We start from the raw sequence: 20,300 nt of genomic DNA, 5'->3' as shown, positions 1-20,300 counted from the left end.
CCTCGCCCAGAGCTTTCAGAAAGAACCGCCGGTCGACGTCATCGGTAAAGATGCGCTCCCGGCGGTTCCCGCGGGCCATCACATGGTAAAACGCTCCAGGGTATTCGAGACGAATGCTGCGCGGCATACCGACAGTTCAGTCCAGCCAATCCCTGCTGTCAAGATTTGTTGACTGACCCCTAATCCCCCACGGAACTCCGCATTTCCGGACCGCTTCGGTCCGCGCTCGCTCGTCGAGATGCGCCACAAAACGGCGCCGCCCCGCCGCGTCGTCGGATAAATCATAGGCGCCCAGTCCCTCCTCGCACACCAACCACACCGGGCGCTGGCGCGTGGGCAGCGCGTATCCCCCCGCCACACTGCTCCACGGATAATCTCGCACGCTCCCACCGCGCTCCAAGTGAATCAAGCCCGCCCGCACCGGGTTCAAATGAATGTAATCGAGCAAGGTGCAGTAATACTCGCCCCGCCGCCCTTCCGTCACCACCGCCTTGTAACGGTCGCCGAAGAGCCGTCCCCAAGCCCGATGCCGGGTATTGAACCGCCGCGTATAGGTATTCTGCAACCATTGCATGCCGGCCACCAGATTGGGCTCCGGCGTCTCGATCAAGCAGTGGTAATGATTGCTCATCAGCACCCAGGCATGGACCCGCCAGCCGGTCCGCTCGCAAGCCTCGCCCAAAGCCTGCAGAAAGAAGCGCCGATCAAGATCATCGGCAAAGATCCGCTCCCGGCGATTGCCCCGCGCCATTACATGATAGAACGCACCGGGATATTCGAGGCGGATGCTGCGCGGCATCCGACCATCTCAATCCAACAAACCCTTCTGTCAAGATTTGTTGACTGACCCCTATTCCGCACGGGACTATCGTCAGCTTCGCCCCGTGATCAGGGCAATCGGCCCGCGGAACTTGCGCCACCAACTCACAACGGTATTGGAAGAAGTTCAAATGCCGCCAGCGCTTCTCCACTCGATCGTAGATCGTGCATCGGCGCTGACACTCCGGACAGACCACTCTCTTCTGGCCATCGTGTTCCAGCACCAGTTCCAGTTGTTTCGGTTCACCTTGAAACTCCGTCGCACTCACTCGCCATCCCGTCCCAGCCAGTTGCAAGGCCGCATCAAAGAGGGCATTCGGCGTCATCCTCACAGCCTACCCTCACCAACGCGCCTTGAAAATCACCCACTCAGAATAGCGAAGTGCCACAAATCTTGACAGCCAGATCGGGTCTGCGAGGCGAAGCGGCGACTGAGGTGGCAATCTGTCAAGATATGTTGACTGACCCCTATTCCTATTCCCCCTATTCACTATTCCTTTTTGGACAGCAGTGCTAGGCCGCTATTCCCTACTCTTTCTCTCCATAGGCTTTTTTGTCGATCCAAAAAAAACACTAGCTCTATGCAAAGACCATCCCACCAACCAATACCAAAGAGTTCCCACTACAATAAACGTTGCTATGTCATAAGCCGACAAATACATTGGATCCTTGACAAATCTTTCTAAAATCAACTCGCCCCCATTCGTAATTTCGGAAGCGGGCCAATAAAGATAAGGAACTATCGCCCAACCCATTGAGTTTTCTTTTCCGTACGTTAGTTGCAGAACAATTACAATCGAGAGAACAAAATAAACCGCTGGAAGTATAAGATATTTACGCATACAGCCGCCTTTTTATTTACTTCATTCGAACACTCCACAAATCTGCGGGTGCTTGTATATATATCAAATTATTTAGAATAGTTGCCAAATCATCCGGAAGTATCGCGCCGCCATAATATCCGTACATATTAACACCGCCTGCCGATAGCGCCAAGTATGCGGACGCGGCGCACTGAGTCTCTCCGGGTTTGGTGGGAGCGGGTGTCCAGCGAGGAGTTATTTTCGGATCGCTTAGCGCCGCCACAGCCGCGTCGAACGCAGCATCATCAGGCACATGCACCACGTATTGAGCTACCGGTGCACGACCTTCTTCCGCTATTGTTTGCGCGAGATTGAGTTTTGTGTTCGGTCCATGTGGGTGACTCGGAGCCCCACACTCGTGAGGAAACTGGCTCAAGAGAACTTTAGCGGAATTGTGCTCCTTTATCAATACATGTCCCACACTGCTGCCGGGGAGTCCCACTCCCGTGCCCGTCCAACCCCATATCAAAACATCCACATCGCGCAACCCGAGCGGATCAACAAGATTGATCGGACTATCATGAACGTACCCATATAGGTCGATTCCCCCGTCTTCCTCGATGGGATCTCGGGATAGCCATCGACCTAAGGTGGCCGAATAGGCTCGATAGGGTGCGAGATGCAGACCGCTTGAGGCATGGAGGTAGTGCCCAGTGAAACCAAAATCACTCTCGATGGCGTTGACTCCGGTGATGGCGTTGTCTGAACGGCCACCCCATGGCGTGTAGTCGTATCGAGCGCGTAGCACGCCGGCGGCGTCGGTGACCTCGCGGACACTCCCGAGATGATCTCTGGCGTAATAGAGTTTCAGTGTGCCGCGCACCTCCCCATTCCCGTAGAACTGCTTGGTCACCGAATCGCTGGCATCGCGCTCCTCGGCGAGAGTGAAACCATCCCACACGAAGTGCTTCTCACTGGTCACGGCACCATTGTTCTTTTCGAAGATGGCCACCCGACGGCTGAGCCCGTCGTAGCTGAACTCCGTGCGAAGATTCGTCCCGGTGTAGCTGATCGCCACCAGGCGGTTGGCGGCGTCCCATTCGTAAGTCTGGTCCGAGCCGTTGTCGGTCATGTTGCCATTGGCGTCGTAGACGAATGTCCGCGCCGGGTCCGCGGTGAGCGTGAAGGCGATGTGCCGGGTCGTGGTCTGGGCATTGGCGCCCGCGGCCGGGTTGGTTTCGGTGGCCTTGAGTTCCAGGCTGTTGGCGCCGGGGCTGACGTTGGCTCGTCCGCTCCAGTTCAAACCATCCATCGTCACCGGTTGGCCGGCCAGGGTGATCGTGGACGGCTTGCTCACCGTGCCACGAAGCTCCAGCGGACCGGTGCCGCTGGAGGTGGTGAGCTGGTTCTTCGCGTTGGCCGGGTAGCTGGTGTACTTTCCATCCTCGTTGACGGCAACACGGTTGCCCGCGCTGTCATAGCCATAACTGGCGCTGTGGAGCAGGTTCTGCGAGGGTTGGGCACGTTGCACGGCATTCTCCAGTTCGTTACTGGCGTTGTAGCCAAAGGTATACTGCGCCGTGCTCCCGGCAATGACACTTTGCCAGGAGAGGATTTCGCCTTCGGCATCGTAGCTGTAGCTGTGCTGCGACTGAGTCTGCGCCGTGGGGTCGAGATGGGTGATCGAATCCAGGCGCTGGTCCTGGGCGTTGGGCTTCCAGGCGTAGTTCGTCAACAGCCTCGTCTGTTGCCCATTGGAAACCTGCAAATGATCCAGCCGTGCGGTCTGGTTCACGTAGCTGGGAACGAAGTTCCCCAATGGGTTCCCATAGCCAGCCACACGGCCGAGGGCGTCGTAAGAGACGGAAGAGGCGTTGGTCGCCCCGTTGATGGAACGCCCATTGGCGCGGCCCAATTCGTCGTAGGTATACGTAATCGTGCTGTTGCCCAGTGGCCCGGCCACGGTTTGCAACTGCCCCGCACCCAGCGTCCCCGCGGCAATGGGGTAATAGCCGTAGTTGGTCTGCCCCGTGCCGTCCGTCATCGAAGTCAGGCGGGGATACGCAGGGTCATCGATGAAGCCGAGGTTCGCTGTGGGCTTCAACGTGTTGGCATACGTGACCGAAGCGAGACGATCATCGGCGGCATACCCATAGGTCGTGATCTGGCTCAGGGCATCGGTCACGGTGGAGAGCCTGCCGGTACCAGGCTCATAGGTGTAGGTGGCGACCAGTTGCCCGGCGATCGTCTTGCTGATAATGCGCTTTTCCAAATCGCGCCCCCACTCCGTCTCGTTTCCGGCGGGATCAATGATCTTGTCCCTCGCTCCACAGGGGCAGACGATGAATTGCGTCACACGATTTTGCGGGTCGGTGACTTTGACCAGATTGCGCAGGTTGTCGTATTCCAGCGCCATGACATGCCCGAGGCGGTCCCGGGTATGGGCGGCATCCAGCGGCCAGCGCGCGTCGTCGTAGCGTGTCTCGCGATAGGTGGTATCGGGGTAGTTGACGCGCGTGACGCGATCGACGCTCTGGAGGGGATCGCCGCCAACGGCGTCGTAGGCGAGGTTCACCGCATAGCCCTCGCTATCCGTGACCGTCTGCACACGGCCATAAGCGTCAAGCGCATAGTGGGTGGCGGCGGCGAAGGCCGTTCCAGAGGCTCGCGTAACGGTCACCAGTCGCCCAAAGCCCGGTTGGGCAGGGGTGTCGTCGTAGGCGAATTGCGTCACCTCGCCCTTCGCGTTGGTGACGCTCTGAACCTGCCCGCGGGTGTTATAGCCGATAATGGTTTGCTGGCCGGCGGCATCGGTCACCGCCTGCGGTCGGTGATTCAGATAGTTTGAGCAGCTGGCCAGCAAATCATCTCTACCGCCAGTAATGTTGTGCACTTCCGTCAAGTCCACTGGATTCGCGGGATCATAGACAAAGCTGTTCGTACGACCGACGGGGTCGATCGCTTTTGTGATGAGGGAAAGAGGGTTGTTGTATTCCGCGCGGTTTTGCTGAAGTTTCTGAATGCCATTCACCGAGCGGTAGGATTCGGTCACGAGCCCGTTTGGCGCGACCCCCGGATCGGTCTGACCTGCGTAAACATAGCGCACTGGCGCCTCGAGTGGATTCTTGCTCCACGCCCGAAATCCACCGCTGCCTTGCGAGTCGAATGCCCAACCGATTTGCTGCGCGTCCGCGTCCTGCATGTGACCGGTCATCGTCGCCTTTTTGTCCCAGAAATAGGTTGTCGTGCCGCGCGCACCGATTTCATCGGCGGAATCCAGTCGGCGGCTCCCGGCGCCATTCCATGGGCCGACTTCCACTTCATTGCTCTGAGGCAGCAGTCCAGCGGCAATCCATCCTTTGGCCGGAAACGTGCGCGATGTCGGATCGAGAGCGGCCCAGTGAAAGAGAGTGGAAGGAGTGGCAACGGTCTGGGGCGCGAGGAAAGCGATGCCGTTGACCGTTACCGTTATCGGATCTGGCTGGATATATCGATTTTCGAGGCGCTCCAGGGTATTATTGGGATCGCGCATTTCGAGCCAACTGCCGGCGGGATCCCGTGTGAAATGAGAAGTCCCATATGGAGTGGTCAATGAGTCGATCTTGCCATCGGCTCCATAAGTCACTTGGGAAAGGATGCCCACAGGATCGGTGCAGGAGATCAATCGGCCCGAGTTATCATAGCCGAGTGTGGCCGTGCGCCCAAAGTGATCGACCAGCTTCCATAGCCTCTCGGGAAAGGTGGCATCATAGATGAGATGCGTGACCTTCCCGGCCGCATCCGTGCACGAAGTCAGCTTGCCGCCGGTGCGTTGAAATGTGGCGGCGTTGCCCCAGGCATCGCGCACTTGGGTGAGAAACCAGCGCCGCGGGGCCGTCGTCGCTCCGTCATTTTGGTCATAGGTTTCCACCGACCCATCGGCAAATCGTCGCTCATAGCCACCCGTGGCGAGCCGGTAAAGAGTCGCATTCGCCCAGCGATTGTTGGTGAATTTGTCCTCCGCAGTGCCCCCGCCGGCGATATACCCTGAAAAAGTCTCCACCCCGCCGCCTCGTGGGAGAATCTGAATAGCCGCAGTCGGGGCGCTGGGATCGTCTTGCAACCAGGCATCGAGCGCACAGCGCCATCCGCCATTGGTGGCATACACACCTCCCGCGACCGTTCCACCATCGGTGTAGAAGATGGTGGCGTCGACGGGCGGTCCAAAGGCTGGCGTGTAGGTCAGCGGAGTGTCTTCCACACGCAACGAACGCGCACTGGCATGGGCCGCATACGTCATCATTGGGCAACGAGACGAGTTGCCGCCCAGCAGGGGGTCGCACTTCGTTTCGAGATTCGGATTTGTTGCCGGCGATGGTGCGCTGAGGATTTTGACCGTTCGCGACAAGGCTGCTGTAAGCTGATTGAATGCGACTACTTCATCATGGGAATCGCCAAAGTCTTCCTCCGGCAGAACGCCGATATAGACAGTGACCGGGTATACATAGAGGTTCCATCCGGGAGGACCCCACGGCAGGTTGTTCTGCGGCTGAAGGACCACGTCGGATAACGCCGGCCCAGTGGACTGCAAAACATAAACGACTCCTGTTCCCTGGGCGACGTAGGTATACCCTGAGTATCGTTTGCTCCATGCATAATAGCGAAAGAGCGGGACCTTGGGCACGGGTGCTTGTCCGTGGGCGGCATTGTCTGAGTAAGCAAAAAGAAGGACCAATACGATGCAGAATTTAGACATCCAATTCAAAGGCAAGAACACCCCTGGTTGTTCCTTTCGATTCACTGCTGGCTGCAATGGGAGGGTTTCAACACCGGTCCCCTCTGCGAGCCGATTCGCCGCTGGCCGTTGGTCTTTAAGGAAAGGATTCACGGGCGAAACCCTCCGCCGGTTTGTCTGCCACTTCGGACGCCGCGCTGAATTTGGCTATAACCTGCTTTCATATCGAGAGTAACTAAGGAGTGAGTGTGGCGCCGATCGGGCTGCTCACCGTGAGCACCGGCGCGGGATCCGTGGGCGACGTGTGGGCGAGGTATTCGTCGAGATTGCTGACGCCATCTCCATCCGCATCCCCATTGGGATCGACTCCGATGTGCCCAAAATACTGCAATTCCCACCAATCCGGCAGCCCGTTGCCGTCGGTGTCGCCCGCCGCCGCCAATAGATACAGCTGCAGATTGGTGTGCACTCCATCGGATGACAGTTGGCTGGCATCACTTGGGTCGTTGGGGTTGAGCCCGGAACGAGTCTCCCACCAGTCCGGAATCCCGTCTCCATCGCTATCGCGCGTGAAGTCGAAGGAGAAGAGCTGCTTGAGCTGCCCCAAATTGGCGGCGGAATAATCGTCCGGCGTCCCGTTCGCCCAAGGATAGGCGTTGGTGTATTGGGCGGCGATCAAGCGGTCATAGAAGAGCTTGGCGACAGACTTGAGTTGGCCGAGGTTGACGATGGCAAAATCGTCACGGACCACGCCGGGGTCGGGTGGCGTGGTCCAGATGGTGATGAGGTTGTTGACGTTCAGGCCCGCGCCGCCGGGGAGATGGGCGTTCATTTCGGCGGCGGCGGCCGTACCCACTCGCTTGAGCTGGCCGAGATTGGCGGCAGCGAAGTCGTCGGCGGCGGGGTAATTGGTGGGCCAGACGGGGCTGGCGACTGGCGGGGCGGTTTGCTGGATGACTTCGCGCTCGAACCACCAGGCGGGGTAAGACGCCGGTTTGGTGGTGGTGGGGACGGGCGCGGCGAAGAGCGGGCCCGCCAGCAAGGCGCAGAAGAGGCTGTTGAGGGCGCGGAACCAGCGGGAGGATTGGCAACGCTGCAGGAAGGATTTCGAACCGGATGGACCCATGGTGGCAGTACTTGGTGCTTAATTCTCAGTGCTCAGTTCCGCCTCGCTTGCGCAGCGCCGGGCGGAACGATCGTCACGGCTGCGGGACGGGATTCGTGCCGGCAGTGAAGTCGCCCATGCCGATGTCCCCGGCAGCGGGCACACGCAGGACGCCGCGGACGTGGGTGTCCCCATTGACGTCGAGCCGGGCGGCGGGAGCGCTGGTGCCAATGCCAATCTTGCCCGAAGTCCCGACCGTGGTATAGCGTTCATATAACGTCGTCCCATAAATGAGATTGCCGATATTTAAAGAATAGGAAGCATCGGCAGCCGGCAGCTCAGCCCAATAGCCGATCACGATGTTGCACGAACCGGTTGTGTTATTGGCGCCGGAATTGGCCCCTACGAATGTATTGTACGAACCGGTCGTATTTGCCGCCCCAGACCCGACGCCGAGCGCCGTACTGGAGCCTTCCCAAAAGTTGACTTGGTTAGTCTGCCCCAATGCGCCTGCTCCCACGGCGGTATTGCCAGCTCCCGTTTGCATGGAAGTCAAGGCGTCCATTCCGATCGCGACGTCTGATTGCGTATGATCTACCGAGGCGAGCGCTCTGGCGCCGACCGCCACTTCGCCGTTGCTGTCGGTGGAGTTAGTGAGCGCGAAGGTGCCCAAGGCGACATTCCACCCCCCGGAACGCAACTGCCACGCGGCGTTGCCGCCGACGGCGACATTGTAGTAGCCGGTGGTAAGAGAGGGTAGGGCTCCAGCTCCGACACCGACGTTGAAAGCCGCGTCTCCACTGGAGGTCAGATTACCGGCATTTCGACCCACAAACGTGTTGAAGTGAGCTCCTGCTGCCGCCACTACTGGAGTGTACGTGCTCAGAATCGGAGCCGCATAGCCATTGGCGTCATTTTGATAGATGATGCCTGCCGTATTCGTACTCACAGGAAGCAGGAAATTTCCAGTGATGGTCAATTGCTGGCCAGGTGTAATGGTGCCGATCCCGACGAAGCCGCCGGGGGTGACGCTGAGACCATTGGCGACGAGTGGGACGGTGGAGCCGACGGTGGCCAGGGCCTGGCCATTCCAAAAGATGCCACTGGTGCCGGCCGTGCCTGGACGGAGGACGATGGTGTTGGCCGCGTCTTGCGGATCGAAAAGCGTGAGGGAGTGATCGTTATCGAGCTTCATCGCGAGGCGGCCATCGCCGGCGGCGGTGGAGAACTGCCATTGGTACTGCCCGGCGGGACGAAACGACCGCAGCACGGTGGTGGCCGTGGCCTCGGTGCTGGTGCTATCGTGATAACTCAGCACCAAGCCATAGTTTGCCGGGGATGCACTGTCGAAAGCCGGGCCTTGCAGGGTGAGCATAACCGGACCACTGGAAGGATTGATCGTGATCTGGCCGGATTGAACGAGATCGGTGTCTGCTCTGGCCCCGCCAGAAAACAGCAGGAGCGAACTCAAGCAGAGGGACAAACCAAGCAACCAGGAGGCACCGCCGGGGGTGGAACCACGCAATTCAACCGAACGAATTTCCGTCATGCGAAGCGTGTAGCAAGATGGCGGAAGGGGCGTCAAGGGGAATCCCATTTTTGCGGAGATTGTTACATTGGCCGTCTTTTCATAGAAAGGCAGAGCAATATCCAGCACTACAAACTAATACTTAAGTATAACCACTAGGTATCTCTACTTTCTCCCACTGAGCACGCTGCGCATACCCTCACACAGTTCCTGCGGACCGGGGGCTCTGACCCTACCGCGATCAGTTTCGAATATCTGCTGTTTGTTCTCCCTTTACGGGCTGTCGGCAACGACCATGATCCGGTGGCCGCCACCCGTGCGTTGCCGCTTGCGCGGGTTGAGACGGTTTGGCTAACATTTGGTCGTGACCACGGCTGAACTGAAATCCTCTCCGGAAAGATTTGTCCCCTTCGCTCGCGGCCTAAAACGGGACGAAAAGAGCGCGGTGCAAGGCCATGAAGAAATTCCTTCCTCCCAGCCTCCCTCTTCCCGAATCCGGGCGCGCGGCGTTCGGCACGGAGGATGGCGTTTGAGTGGCTGAACCCTGAATCAAAAAAGCGAAATGAAGCGGCGCAATTCCAAAGCGAGCCGGCCAAAGCAAGTGAACTCCGGGACAGCCAAGAGTGGCAGAGGGTCCCAGACCTCGCGGCGGGGAAAACCGGGAAAGACGAAGTCGGGACCACGACTGGCGGGCACGATTTCCGAATGCCGGGTCTTTGGTTTTGAAGCCCGCTTCACACCGGAAGGTCCGGCAGAGGAGGATGCGCGACGTTTCCAGGAGTTTCGGCTGGAGGCGGAGGAACGGAGGCAGGTCTTGCAGGTTCGAGAGTTGGCGCGGCGTAAACGCCGTGCTCTGGATCGCATCGCGGCCACGGAAAAGACAACGCCGATCATCCGGAGTTTGCTAAACGACGAGATTTCGCCGGACAAAGCAGCGGCGAGACTGAAGCGGGTGATCAAGGACGAGGAATTGCGTCGCGAGGTGATGGATCACTGGGCTGAAGTCGTGACAATCACGCCGGAAAAAGAAGCCGACGAAACCGAGCGGCTGGCTTGCGAAAGGGCGGATATTCGGCGTCGCGAACGTTTGCTGAAAATCGACAAAGCAATTCACCGCGGCTACTGGGCCTTGGTCGAGGCAGCGACGGCAGGCGACGTGACGGCTGCGGAGTATTTGGCGGAGACGGCAATTGCAGCTGCATCGTGGTTATTGCATGCCGAAAATTCTCAACCAGACTTGTTCAAGAAAATCGCACGAAGCCAGGTATTTTGGCCGGTCCTGGCGCAAGACGAACCTGATTGGGAGCGGAGCGCGGCGAGTCGGATCGCCGCACTGGACGTCGGAGCCGATCTTCGAGTATTCCGCACGCGATTTCGGCAGGCGCGGGGAACGGACGCGAATCTTCCGGCACGGCTTTGGGCAAAAGCCGCTGTTCGCGTCGTCGAGGAGACACGGTGGCGGGGCCTGGCGATAGCCAGATTAGTCAGGGGATTTAGCTCTTCCCGGGAACTGGCTCATTTCTGCACGGAGGCCGGCTGGAAACTCCGCACCCCAAAAAAATGGGCTGATGGAGCGTATGGCATCGCGCCATTTGCAAAGCCAAGCCTGGCGAATTGGAAAAAGGTCGTCCGCGCCATGATCCGGGAAGAAGTGCCGGATTTTCATTTGCGGCCCGAGTGGGCCAACCAACGACGCACCGCGGAAAGGCGCGGGCGCGATACGATCGGCGAAATTCAAAACGCGATTCTAGACGACATTATCAGCGCGCTGGAGCGTCTCGCGCCGGGATGACGCCTGCGGAAATTCGTCTACTGAACTTCAGCAAATGAAATAGGGGAAGAAGCGCTCGCGGATTGGCGGTTTACTCGCCCCGTATGAGCCGCACTGCCGTCAATTCCTCGAATGTCCGCTCGATCGGTTACGATGCGTGGAGCGCCACGCTGGAAGTCGAGTTTCACTCGCGCAGCGTTTATCAGCACTACGATGTGCCCGCCGATCTGTATGATCGGTTCATGAACGCCGGGTCGAAGGGCCGGTTTTACTACTCCAACCTGCGCAATCGCTATGGTTGCCGTCGCGTGGGATGAGGTGATGAGCGCCAATCACCAAGCTTCGCCCGGCCGTCTGGCCGAACATCTCCGCGAGTTCTCGTCGGAAGTCGCGGAGTTGAAGGGAGCCGGGCTGGATTCGCTGACCGACACGCTGGCCCATTGGCTCTCCGCGCACTATGCGGGGGCCGCGCGCCGGGTGGCGGAAGAAGCGGGCGACGCCGGTCTGCCGCTGACGGTGCTGCACAGCCTATCCGCCGATATCGTGGCGCTGCGCAAGGGTGATCACAGCGCGGCGCGGCTGGCGCTCGAACGCGAGTGGCTGGAAGTGGAACGGCAGAAGACGAAGGAGCGGATGGAGAAGCAATTCGAGCAATGGATGCAGCAACCGGAAGTGCGGGACCGCTTTCGCCCGAGCAAATTGAGCGAGGAGGAACGCGCCGAAAGGATACGCGACATCTTGGGTATGCCGCGTCGCGACACGGCCGGCCTTTCGCCGGAAGCGCTCGCCGAAATCGAGCATGCCGCGAAAATTCTATGAACCGCCCGGCAACGACAACGCAACTTCCACCGACTGACGCCGACCGATGAATGTGACCCGCAATGGAAAGATTGCCCGGCTGCCGCGCAGCGTCCGGGAGGAATTAAACCGGCGGATGCAGGACGGCGCGCAAGGCAAAAGGCTGGTGGCCTGGTTGAACATGCTGCCGGAGGTGCGGGCAGTGCTGGCGTTGGAATTCGGCGGAAAGCCGATCGGCGCGCAAAACCTCACGGAATGGCGGCAGGGCGGTTATCGCGACTGGCTGGCCGGCCAGGAGGCGCGGGAAGTGGCGCAGCAACTGGGGGAAGAAGCGGTGGCCGACGATGCGGAGGGGCGGAGGCCACTGACCGAAACGCTGGCGCGATGGGTAGCGGCACGATACGCGGTGGCGACGCGGCGGGTGGCCGAGGCAGAGGGCGATGAAGGCTGGCGCCTGCTGCGGGAGATGTGCGGCGATGTGGTGGATTTGCGCCGAGGCGATCACAGCGCTCAGCGGCTGGATCTGGAGCGCGAGCGCGTGGCGGTGGGCAGAAACGACGCGGAGATGAAATGGAAACGCAAGATCATCATCGGCCTGGAGGCGCTGGTGACCTATGCAGGGAAGCACCCGGAAGCACAGGCGGCGCTGGACGAACTGGCCCGGCTGACGCGCCACCCATTCGATCCAAGGGAATCAAACCCGATCAAGCCCAATCAAACTGAATCAAACCTTTGAACGCGCCGAAGAAACCGATACCACCCGACCCTACCCCACCCCGCGTTCCGCGCTGGACGCGGGGGGCGGGGCGTGGAAAATCCCGACTCCTCTTGCGCGTGTAGTGCGGCGGAGGTGTCAAAATCGTATCCTATCTTCCATGAATTCCATCTCCCCCTTGTCCCGCACCATCGCGTGCATCCTGGCTGCCGGCGTCATTGCGCTGCCGATTCCGCGCAGTGTGCTGGCGGAAGACGCGGCGCCGCCCGTCATCGTGCCGACGAATCTCTTTGCGGTGCCGGATGGGCTGGAGGTCACGGTGTGGGCGACGACTCCCCTGCTCCATAACCCGACGAACATCGATTTCGACCGGGATGGGCGGTTGTGGGTGGCGGAAGGCGTGAACTATCGCAGCAAGTCGAACCGCCAGCCCGAGGGCGACAAGATCGTGGTGCTGGAGGACACGACGGGCGCGGGCAAGGCGGACAAGAGCAGCGTCTTCGTGCAGGATCCGGACCTCGTGGCGCCGTTGGGCGTGGCGGTGCTGGACAACAAGATCGTCGTCTCGCAGCCGCCGAATCTCCTCGTCTTCACCGACGTGAAGGGCGACCGCAAATTTGATTCGGCCGTCGATACGCGGGAGGTGCTGCTCACCGGGTTCAACGGGCGCAACCACGATCACAGCCTGCACTCGCTCACCGCCGGCCCGGATGGCTTGTGGTACTTCAACCAAGGGAACACCGGCGCGCAATTCACCGACAAATCGGGCAAGACGTTCCGCATCGGCAGCCCGTACAGTCACGGCAAGGACACGGCGCAGGTGGTGGACTCGCCGCAGATCGCCGGGCAGAAGAGCGACGACGGCCACGTGTGGATCGGCGGTTTCACGGCGCGGATGAATCCCGACGGGAGCAACGTCGAGATCATCGGCCACAATTACCGCAACAGCTTCGAGCAGACGGTCAATTCGCTCGGCGACATCTACCAGAGCGACAACGACGACCCGCCCGCCTGCCGCGTGACGCCGCTGCTCCTCTACGGCAACGCGGGCTTCGCTTCCATCGACGGCAAGCGCGCCTGGGGCGCGGACCGGCGGCCCGGCCAGGAAGTGCCAGTGGCGGAATGGCGCCAGGAAGATCCCGGCACGATGCCCGCGGGCGATGTCTACGGCGGCGGCTCGCCGACCGGCGTGGCCTTTTATGAAAACGGCGCGCTCGGCAAGAAATGGCGCGGCCTGCTTCTCACCTGCGAAGCGGGACGCAACGTGGTCTTCGGTTATCAGCCAAAGCCCGAGGGCGCGGGCTTCAAGCTCGACCGCTTCGATTTCCTCACCTCGAACAAGGAGAAGAAATTCGCCGGCTCGGATTTCCTCGGTGGCACGACGAGCGTGACCAGCGAACTGCAGACGCTCTTCCGTCCGTCGGACGTGTGCGTGGGACCGGACGGCGCGATCTATGTGGCCGATTGGTTCGACCCGCGCGTGGGCGGCCACGCGACGCTGGACAACACCATGGCCGGCACGATCTATCGCATCGCGCCGAAGGGCTTCAAATCGAAGGTGCCGAAGTTCGATCTCGAGACGACGGCGGGCCAGATCGCCGCGTTGAAGAGCCCGGCGGTGAATGTGCGCTACAGCGGCTTCAGCCGGCTGAAAGCGCAGGGCGAAAAAGCCGTGCCCGCGGTGGCGGCGCTGTTGAAGGACGAGAATCCCTACATCGCGGCGCGCGCCGTGTGGCTGCTCGCGCAACTCGGGACCACGGGCGTAGCGAAGGTGAAGCCGCTGCTCGACTCGAAGAATGACACGATGCGGCTCGTGGCGTATCGCGCGTTGCGCACCGCGAAGGTGGATGTGCTCGCAATGGCGGCGAAGATGGCGGGGGATAAATCGGCCGCGGTGCGGCGCGAGGTCGCGTTGACCCTGCGCGATGTACCAGCCGACCAGAGCCTCGATCTGCTGGTGAAGATCGCGAAGCAATTCGACGGCAAGGACCGCACGTATCTCGAGGCCTTCGGCACCGGCGCGAACGGCAAGGAAGCCCAGGTCTACGATGCCATCAGCAAAGTGCTCGGTGGACCGGCGGAGAAATGGACGGACACTTTTGCCTGGCTGGCCTGGCGGCTGCACGTGCCGGCGGAAGTCGCGGACCTCAAGACGCGCGTGCTCGACGGCCAGCTTTCCGAAGCGCAGCGCAAGCTCGCGCTCGATGCCCTCGCCTTCGTGCAAGCGCCGGACGCGCCCGTGGCGATGATGGATATCGTCGGCACCGACGGTTTTCCGCTGAAGGAAAATGCCGCGTGGTGGCTGAACAGCCGCCGGGGCAACAACTGGCGCGAATACGGCCTGACCAAGCAGATGCGCCAGCGCGGACTGCTGAAAGAGAAGCCGCTCGTGAGCACAATCACGCCCGAAGTGCCGGAAGGCGCGCCCAAGCCGCCGACCAATGAAGAAGTGCTCGCGCTGGAAGGCGACGCGACGCGTGGCCAGGCGGCCATCGCCGCCTGCTTCACCTGCCACAAGGTGGGCAAGCAGGGCGTGGACTTCGGGCCGGAGCTCACGCAGTTCGGCAAGACCCAGCCGCGCGAAGTGATCGTCGATTCGATCCTGCATCCGTCGAAGGAAATCTCGCACGGCTTCGAGGGCAGCCGCATCGAAACCAATGACGGCATCATCATCGACGGCATCGTACTGACCACGGGTGACCCCACGATCGTGAAGTGCATCGGCGGCCAGAAACAGGAAATCGGCGAGGACAAAATCAAGTCGGTGACGAAGCTGGATCGTTCGCTGATGTTCCCGCCCGAGGTGCTTGGCCTTACCGCGCAGACCATCGCCGATATCGTCGCCTTTTTGAAAGCGAAGCAATGAGCCTGACGATCTGGACCAACGCGCAATTTGACATTCCAACGCGGCAAAAACTGCTGTTCGAAAAAGGACCGCACGTGTTGGTTTTCTCCAATCAGCTCTCGGCGTCGAATCTCGCCAAGGCCAGGCCCGACCCGGCGATGCTAGAGGCGGATGTTGCCTTTGGACAGCCTGACCCGGATTTCGCGCTGCAATGCCCTCGGCTGCGCTGGATTCATCTGACCACCGCCGGCTACACGCGCTACGATGGCGCGGCGTTTCGCCAGACCTTCGGCTCACGCGGGTCGGTGCTGACGAACAGTTCGCTCGTCTACAATGAACCCTGCGCCGAGCACGTGCTGGCCTTCATGATGGCCCAGGCGCGCCAATTGATGCCCTCGCTCGACAGCCAGCGCGCGGACCGCGCGTGGCCCACGCTCGATCGCCGCGCGGCGACGAGCCTGCTGCTCGAGCAGAACGTGGTGTTGCTCGGCTTCGGTGCGATCGGCCATCGGCTCGCCGAATTGCTCGCGCCTTTCCGCGTCAAGATCACCGCGGTGCGCCGACGCCCGGCGGGCGATGAGAATGTGACCGTCGTCACCGAGGACAAACTCGTCGAGGCGCTGGCGACGGCGGATCACGTGGTCAACATCCTGCCGGAAAACCCGGCGACGGTGGGTTTCGTCAACGCCGCGCGTCTTGCGGCGATTAAGCCGGGCGCGATCTTTTACAACGTCGGACGCGGGACGACCGTGGATCAGGATGCGCTGCTCGCAGCGTTGCAATCGGGACAGTTGGGCGCGGCGTATCTCGACGTTACCGACCCGGAGCCGCTGCCCCCGGAGCATCCGCTGTGGTCCGCGCCGAATTGCTACATCACCCCGCACAGCGCCGGCGGGCACCGCACCGAGCCGCAACGACTGGTGCAGCATTTTCTCGATAATTTACGCCGCTTCGAAAAGGGCGATGCACTGCTGGATCGGGTGATCTAACGCCTGTCATCCTGAGCGAAGTCGAAGGACCCCGTCGAACGACCAGCGATGTCTTTGGTAAAGCGACGGGGTCCTTCGACTCCGTTACACTCCGCTCAGGATGACACCGAGGGAGGGAGCGAGAGCACTCGCGGGACTGCTCCCAAAAGCACCAACCGTTACTTCTTCGCCGGCTTGAGATGCTTGGCGAAGAAATCGAGCAGCGCTTGTTGGGCCTTCTCGGCGTCGGCGCCTTTGAAGCCGTGGCCGGCGCCTTCCATGGTGAGCAGGCTGGCTTCCACGCCGCAGGTCTTGAGCCGGTCGATCATCCAGGTGGCTTGCTCGTAGGCGACGTGATCGTCCACCGTGCCGTGCACACAAAGTGTCGGCGCGGCGTCGGGCGTGACCCAGTTGAGTGGGCTGGAGCGGATGTGCGCGGGCATGGCCGTTTCCAGATTGCCGCCCAGCCAGAGCGGGAGCACTTCGGCGGCGTCCACGCTCTTGCCGTAGGATTTGGTGAAATCGCTCGGTCCGTAAAAATTGACGACGCAGGCGACGTTACTGGACTGATCGAGGTTGCCGCTGTCGCCTTCGAATTCCTTCACGCCCATCGTCACGCCGAGGAACTGTGCGAGATGCCCGCCGGCCGAGCCACCGGTGACGCCGATGCGCGCGGGGTCGACGTGATACCTGGCGGCATTCGCGCGCAGCCAGCGCACGGAGGCTTTGCAGTCGTAGACCGCGGCGGGGAATTGGAAGGCGGGCGCGAGACGGTAAGTGACGGTGATGGCGACATAGCCTTGCTGCGCGAGCTGCACGCAGAGTTTGTCGTAGGCTTCGCGTTTGCCGGCGCGGAAGCCGCCACCGTGGATGCAAACGATTGCGGGGAAAGGGCCATCGCCGTTCTTCGGGCGCGCGAGGTCGACTTGCAGGTGCTCGCCGCCGGCTACGGCATACTCGACACCGGATTCGAAGACGACGTCATCGGGGATGGCATCCGCCGCGCGCAAGGCGGGCGAGACGACGAGGAGGAAAAGGGCGGAGAGGCAGGAAAGAAGTTTCATAGGGGTGGAAGCGGAGATTGCCGGGGGCGACGATGTGAAACGGAGGCTGGGAGGGAAGCAAGCCGGGAGTTCGAGTGCCTCCGCGCCGCCCAGCCACAAAGAGCATTGCACGCAAGGGCGTGGGTCTGTTTCGATTCCACATGCACATCGCGATCATCGGCGGCGGACCGGCGGGCCTGCGCGCGGCGGAGGTCGCGGCGATGGGCGGCGCCGATGTCACGCTGTTCGAAGGCAAGGCGTCCGTGGGGCGGAAGTTCCTGGTCGCCGGGCGCGGTGGATTGAATCTCACGCACAACGAGCCGCGCGAGAAATTCATCGCGCGCTATTCCGGCCCGCGCGAGCGGTGGACATCGCTGATCACCGATTTCGATGCGGAGGCCTTGCGCGGGTGGGCGGCGGAGCTCGGCGAGGAGACGTTCGCGGCTTCGACTGGCCGCGTGTATCCGCGCGCGTTGAAAGGCGCACCGCTGCTGCGCCGCTGGGTGCAGCGTCTGCGCCAGCTTGGCGTTCGCTTTGCGACGCATCACCGTTGGTGCGGCCTGCAGCGCGGCGAACGGTGGCGGATGGATTTCCAAGTCGCCGACGAGACGAAAAGCTACGATGCGGACGCCGTGATCCTCGCCCTCGGCGGCGGCTCGTGGCCGGAAACCGGTTCGGACGGCGCGTGGACGTCGATCCTCGAAAGCCTCGGCGTCGCCGTGACTCCCCTCCAGCCGGCGAATTGCGGCTGGGAGATCGCGTGGCCGGCGGAACTGCTTGCGTCCGCAGAAGGTCAACCGCTGAAGAGCATCTTGGTCCGCGCAGGTGACGTGGAAGCGCGCGGCGAGTTGCTGATCACACGCTATGGCCTGGAGGGCGGTGCGATTTACCAACTCGGTCCCGCCTTGCGCGCGCTCCCCACACCGGAATTGATCGTTGATCTCAAGCCCGCCCATACGGTCGATCAATTGATCGCGAAGCTGGGCCCGATCCAACGCAACTTCCTCGTCGAAGCCAGACAGCGCTGGCGTCTCTCGGACGCAACCCACGCCGTCCTCACCCACAGCATCGGCGGAGCGGTCGTCGCCTCGGCAGAGTGGCTCGCCAAAGCCGCGAAGCATTGCGTGCTGCCGCTTTCCGGTCCGCGCCCGATCGCCGAAGCCATCTCGTCAGCGGGGGGCGTTCGCTGGAGTGAACTGGACGATCAATTGATGCTGATGCGCCTGCCCGGAGTCTTCCTCGCCGGCGAAATGATCGACTGGGAAGCGCCGACCGGCGGCTATCTGCTGCAGGGCTGCTTTGCCACCGGCACTCGTGCAGCGCGCGGCGCACTGGAACGGTTGGGGCGGACATCCAACACCCAATGAAGAGCGCCTGCTTCGGCGCGACTATTCGACGTTGTGCCGATAACAGGCGACCTGCGTGGTGTAGAACATCCCGTAGTAGGTCACCACGTCGTCCAGCTTCATCACCACCCAAGGCTGCGTGGGCGAGCGCCCATTCTTCGTGTAGACGAGATCGTCGGCCAGGTAGACGCAGGAATGGATGGCATTGCCCGTGGGGCCATCCATGAGAAAGATCACGTCGCCGTAGCGATAGGGCCCCTGGACCTTCGTGTAATTCTGCAAGACATACGCGGTGGCGAGAATCGGATCCGCCAGCCGGTCCAAGGGCTCCGAGTTCCGGAAATTCAACGAGGTCCAGTGACAATCCGGGTAATAGCCGGTATGGCCGGAATTGGGATTGGGAAAGGTGTAGAGGAGCCGTCGCGCGGTGGGCGGTAGCAGATGCGCGAGGTCCACGGAACGGGGAATGCCGCTGTCGGCAATCGATTCGAGGAAGGGCAGGATGTCCTTGGCGGGGGTGGCGCCGCCCCAGTAGTCCGCAATCGCGGTGGTATCCGTATCGGGCGTCACCCGCAGGCTCACGACCAGGGTCGGCGTGCGGGTCAGCGCCTTGCGGATCTTCAGGCGTTCCTCCTCCGTGTCGACCAGGCGCAGGACGAGCGGCGTATCGGCGAAGACCAGGTTCTTCCCCCGGTGATACGAGGTTTTCTCAATCGCCGCGACCACTTCCTCCGGCAGGTCTTCATGCTCGAGCCATTCGCGCACGCTATGGGCGAAAATCACCACCGGCTCGTGATGATTGGCGTCCTCTTCCCAGCGCCTGAGCACACTGTAGATGGCGATGCGCGCTTCCGGAGCAAGCCCGAGTAGTATTTCGTTGCCCGGAACCACCGTGACCATTTTATCGTGGTGGCGCCACTTTTCGCGATCGAGCAACTCGGCCCGGAGCGATGCGGGCATGTCCGTGCCTTCGAAAAGTTTCGTCACCTGCTCATCGGAGTACCCCACGAAATTCCACTCCGTGTCGTAGGTCGGAAGTTCGGTGTTCTTCAGTTGCGCCTTGGTCGCTTCGAGGTAGACCGTGTAGTACTCCAGGTCCCCCCACGGGCCGGCCTTCGCCCGGATTACAGAGTCGACGGTGGCTGCGCTCGCATGAAACCGCACGCTGGTGTGGTGTTCCGAGGTGCGCTTGGCAAAAGTCGCTTCCCGCGCGGGTCGCACCGGCAGATGGAGGGTGCTATTGTCGTCTAAAGACGACGCTTGGGCGAAGCAACTGAGTGCAGCTACCGATATCCACAGAAGAACCCCATTGAAGGTTCGGGAATATGGATATTTAGGGTAGCTGTTGGAAAACATGAAGAGTCGGAAAAAAGAGGGTCGCGGACACTACTGATGAACCCTTTCAAAGCAAGTTTGATGTCAAGATTTTCAAAATAATTCGTGGCGATTTACGCTACACGGATATACAGGCTTTCTGTAGATTGCCCGTAGCTGCCCCGCAATCCCTCCCGCCGCACTATCGAACCGGTAGCGGAAATTGCCCTGCGTGATCCACCGGACTGGATGACATTCAGCACGAGAGGGATAGCCCCTCATCTCGATCAGCACAGCAATCGAGACGATGCCGCGGCTGCCGGACTTCAGTGCTTTTTCTCCAGCGCTTCGCGCGCGGCGGCGAGTTCCTTTTTCTTGGCCTCGTCCACTTTCGGAAAGGAGAGCTGTAGCGAGTCGAGCGCCTCGATCACGGCGGCGGCGACGGCGATGCGCGTGAACCATTTGTTGTCCGCCGGGATGACGAACCACGGTGAGTGCTTCGTGCTGGTGTGGCGGATCATGTCCTCGTAC

At 61.1% G+C, this 20,300-nt stretch carries 14 protein-coding genes and 1 pseudogene; 7 read left to right on the top strand and 8 right to left on the bottom strand.

Translation table 11 applies throughout. The annotated features are described in order from the left end of the window. Positions 1-136: 136 nt before the first annotated feature. From ABJF10_RS16335 to ABJF10_RS16315, 5 genes are all read right to left on the bottom strand, one after another. A complete protein-coding gene (locus tag ABJF10_RS16335) occupies positions 137-799 on the bottom strand; it encodes a transposase (RefSeq protein ID WP_348545656.1) in 663 nt (220 codons plus the stop codon). Further along, positions 711-1,145 (bottom strand): transposase family protein, encoded by a 435-nt coding sequence (locus ABJF10_RS16330; RefSeq protein ID WP_348545655.1) that lies wholly within the window; start codon positions 1,143-1,145, stop codon positions 711-713. The genes ABJF10_RS16335 and ABJF10_RS16330 overlap by 89 nt, the downstream gene beginning before the upstream one ends. Positions 1,146-1,677: 532 nt before the next feature. Continuing rightward, positions 1,678-6,357, bottom strand: a complete 4,680-nt coding sequence (locus ABJF10_RS16325; RefSeq protein ID WP_348545654.1) for an RHS repeat-associated core domain-containing protein — start codon at positions 6,355-6,357, stop codon at positions 1,678-1,680. Positions 6,358-6,571: 214 nt separating this feature from the next. Continuing rightward, positions 6,572-7,462, bottom strand: a complete 891-nt coding sequence (locus tag ABJF10_RS16320) for a sugar-binding protein (RefSeq protein WP_348545653.1) — start codon at positions 7,460-7,462, stop codon at positions 6,572-6,574. A gap of 73 nt (positions 7,463-7,535) precedes the next feature. After that, entirely contained in the window at positions 7,536-8,990 is a 1,455-nt protein-coding gene (locus ABJF10_RS16315; protein WP_348545652.1) for a hypothetical protein, read from the bottom strand. 541 nt (positions 8,991-9,531) lie between these two features. Here ABJF10_RS16315 and ABJF10_RS16310 point away from each other — a divergent pair. The 6 genes from ABJF10_RS16310 (at position 9,532) to ABJF10_RS16285 (ending at position 16,087) form a co-directional block, all read left to right on the top strand. Next, positions 9,532-10,761, top strand: coding sequence for a hypothetical protein (locus tag ABJF10_RS16310; RefSeq protein ID WP_348545651.1), 1,230 nt, complete (start codon positions 9,532-9,534; stop codon positions 10,759-10,761). Positions 10,762-10,844: 83 nt separating this feature from the next. Continuing rightward, entirely contained in the window at positions 10,845-11,057 is a 213-nt protein-coding gene (locus ABJF10_RS16305; RefSeq protein WP_348545650.1) for a KTSC domain-containing protein, read from the top strand. Beyond that, the gene (locus ABJF10_RS16300) at positions 11,035-11,559 is read left to right on the top strand and encodes a hypothetical protein (protein ID WP_348545649.1); all 525 of its coding nucleotides are present in this window, start codon (positions 11,035-11,037) and stop codon (positions 11,557-11,559) included. The genes ABJF10_RS16305 and ABJF10_RS16300 overlap by 23 nt, the downstream gene beginning before the upstream one ends. A 115-nt stretch (positions 11,560-11,674) precedes the next feature. Next, positions 11,675-12,274 (top strand): hypothetical protein, encoded by a 600-nt coding sequence (locus tag ABJF10_RS16295; protein WP_348545648.1) that lies wholly within the window; start codon positions 11,675-11,677, stop codon positions 12,272-12,274. A gap of 139 nt (positions 12,275-12,413) precedes the next feature. Continuing rightward, positions 12,414-15,119 (top strand): PVC-type heme-binding CxxCH protein, encoded by a 2,706-nt coding sequence (locus ABJF10_RS16290; RefSeq protein WP_348545647.1) that lies wholly within the window; start codon positions 12,414-12,416, stop codon positions 15,117-15,119. After that, positions 15,116-16,087, top strand: a complete 972-nt coding sequence (locus ABJF10_RS16285; RefSeq protein ID WP_348545646.1) for a D-2-hydroxyacid dehydrogenase — start codon at positions 15,116-15,118, stop codon at positions 16,085-16,087. Before ABJF10_RS16290 ends, ABJF10_RS16285 begins: the two co-directional genes overlap by 4 nt. 158 nt (positions 16,088-16,245) lie before the next feature. Here the strand turns inward: ABJF10_RS16285 and ABJF10_RS16280 are convergent, their stop codons facing one another. Continuing rightward, positions 16,246-17,130 (bottom strand): alpha/beta hydrolase, encoded by an 885-nt coding sequence (locus ABJF10_RS16280; RefSeq protein WP_348545645.1) that lies wholly within the window; start codon positions 17,128-17,130, stop codon positions 16,246-16,248. A gap of 140 nt (positions 17,131-17,270) precedes the next feature. Here ABJF10_RS16280 and ABJF10_RS16275 point away from each other — a divergent pair, with 140 nt between their 5' ends. Continuing rightward, on the top strand, positions 17,271-18,476 hold the full coding sequence (locus ABJF10_RS16275; protein ID WP_348545644.1) for a TIGR03862 family flavoprotein: 1,206 nt from the start codon (positions 17,271-17,273) through the stop codon (positions 18,474-18,476). Between the two features lie 21 nt (positions 18,477-18,497). Here the strand turns inward: ABJF10_RS16275 and ABJF10_RS16270 are convergent, their stop codons facing one another. Further along, positions 18,498-19,676 carry a hypothetical protein gene (locus ABJF10_RS16270; protein ID WP_348545643.1) on the bottom strand — a complete coding sequence of 393 codons (1,179 nt, stop codon included), beginning with the start codon at positions 19,674-19,676 and terminating at the stop codon, positions 18,498-18,500. A gap of 419 nt (positions 19,677-20,095) precedes the next feature. After that, positions 20,096-20,300: pseudogene (locus ABJF10_RS16265) on the bottom strand (polyphosphate kinase 2 family protein); the annotation flags it as partial.

The organism is Chthoniobacter sp., assembly GCF_040003245.1.
In the GTDB taxonomy this organism is placed as follows: domain Bacteria; phylum Verrucomicrobiota; class Verrucomicrobiia; order Chthoniobacterales; family Chthoniobacteraceae; genus Chthoniobacter.
This window is presented reverse-complemented; position numbering and strand designations above follow the sequence as displayed.

Coding starts and splice junctions, on each gene's coding strand:
- ABJF10_RS16285 (WP_348545646.1), top strand. CDS start 15,116: ATGAGCCTGACGATCTGGACCAACGCGCAATTTGACATTCCAACGCGG.
- ABJF10_RS16295 (WP_348545648.1), top strand. CDS start 11,675: ATGCAGGACGGCGCGCAAGGCAAAAGGCTGGTGGCCTGGTTGAACATG.
- ABJF10_RS16290 (WP_348545647.1), top strand. CDS start 12,414: ATGAATTCCATCTCCCCCTTGTCCCGCACCATCGCGTGCATCCTGGCT.
- ABJF10_RS16315 (WP_348545652.1), bottom strand. CDS start 8,990: ATGACGGAAATTCGTTCGGTTGAATTGCGTGGTTCCACCCCCGGCGGT.
- ABJF10_RS16305 (WP_348545650.1), top strand. CDS start 10,845: ATGAGCCGCACTGCCGTCAATTCCTCGAATGTCCGCTCGATCGGTTAC.
- ABJF10_RS16320 (WP_348545653.1), bottom strand. CDS start 7,462: ATGGGTCCATCCGGTTCGAAATCCTTCCTGCAGCGTTGCCAATCCTCC.
- ABJF10_RS16330 (WP_348545655.1), bottom strand. CDS start 1,145: ATGACGCCGAATGCCCTCTTTGATGCGGCCTTGCAACTGGCTGGGACG.
- ABJF10_RS16300 (WP_348545649.1), top strand. CDS start 11,035: ATGGTTGCCGTCGCGTGGGATGAGGTGATGAGCGCCAATCACCAAGCT.
- ABJF10_RS16325 (WP_348545654.1), bottom strand. CDS start 6,357: ATGTCTAAATTCTGCATCGTATTGGTCCTTCTTTTTGCTTACTCAGAC.
- ABJF10_RS16275 (WP_348545644.1), top strand. CDS start 17,271: ATGCACATCGCGATCATCGGCGGCGGACCGGCGGGCCTGCGCGCGGCG.
- ABJF10_RS16310 (WP_348545651.1), top strand. CDS start 9,532: ATGAAGCGGCGCAATTCCAAAGCGAGCCGGCCAAAGCAAGTGAACTCC.
- ABJF10_RS16335 (WP_348545656.1), bottom strand. CDS start 799: ATGCCGCGCAGCATCCGCCTCGAATATCCCGGTGCGTTCTATCATGTA.
- ABJF10_RS16280 (WP_348545645.1), bottom strand. CDS start 17,130: ATGAAACTTCTTTCCTGCCTCTCCGCCCTTTTCCTCCTCGTCGTCTCG.